Below are 248 nucleotides of genomic sequence, written 5' to 3' on the forward strand. Positions count from 1 at the left end.
GGGCGGCGGTTCATCCGGTTCACCGACCGCGCGGTGCGGACGCGGCTCAGCTACCTGCGTGGCGCGTCCGTGCAGTTGGAGGTCGACGCGCCTGAGCCGTTCGAGCTCGACGGCGACGCGTTCGGCGACATCCTGGGCCTCGACCTGTCGGTCGACGAGCTCGGGCTCCGGGTGAAGGCGCCGGCCGCAGCCGGTTAGAGCTCCTCGTCGAGCGGCACGGCCTCCCTGCTGCGCCTCCCCGCCAGGGC

General features: G+C 73.8%; 1 protein-coding gene. It reads left to right on the top strand.

What is annotated here, in order from left to right; genetic code table 11:
* A partial coding sequence (locus SB775_RS32335; protein ID WP_410865384.1) for a hypothetical protein occupies positions 1 to 198 on the top strand: 198 nt, incomplete at its 5' end.
* Positions 199 to 248: the final 50 nt, after the last annotated feature.

Source organism: Peribacillus sp. SIMBA_075 (genome assembly GCF_046534585.1).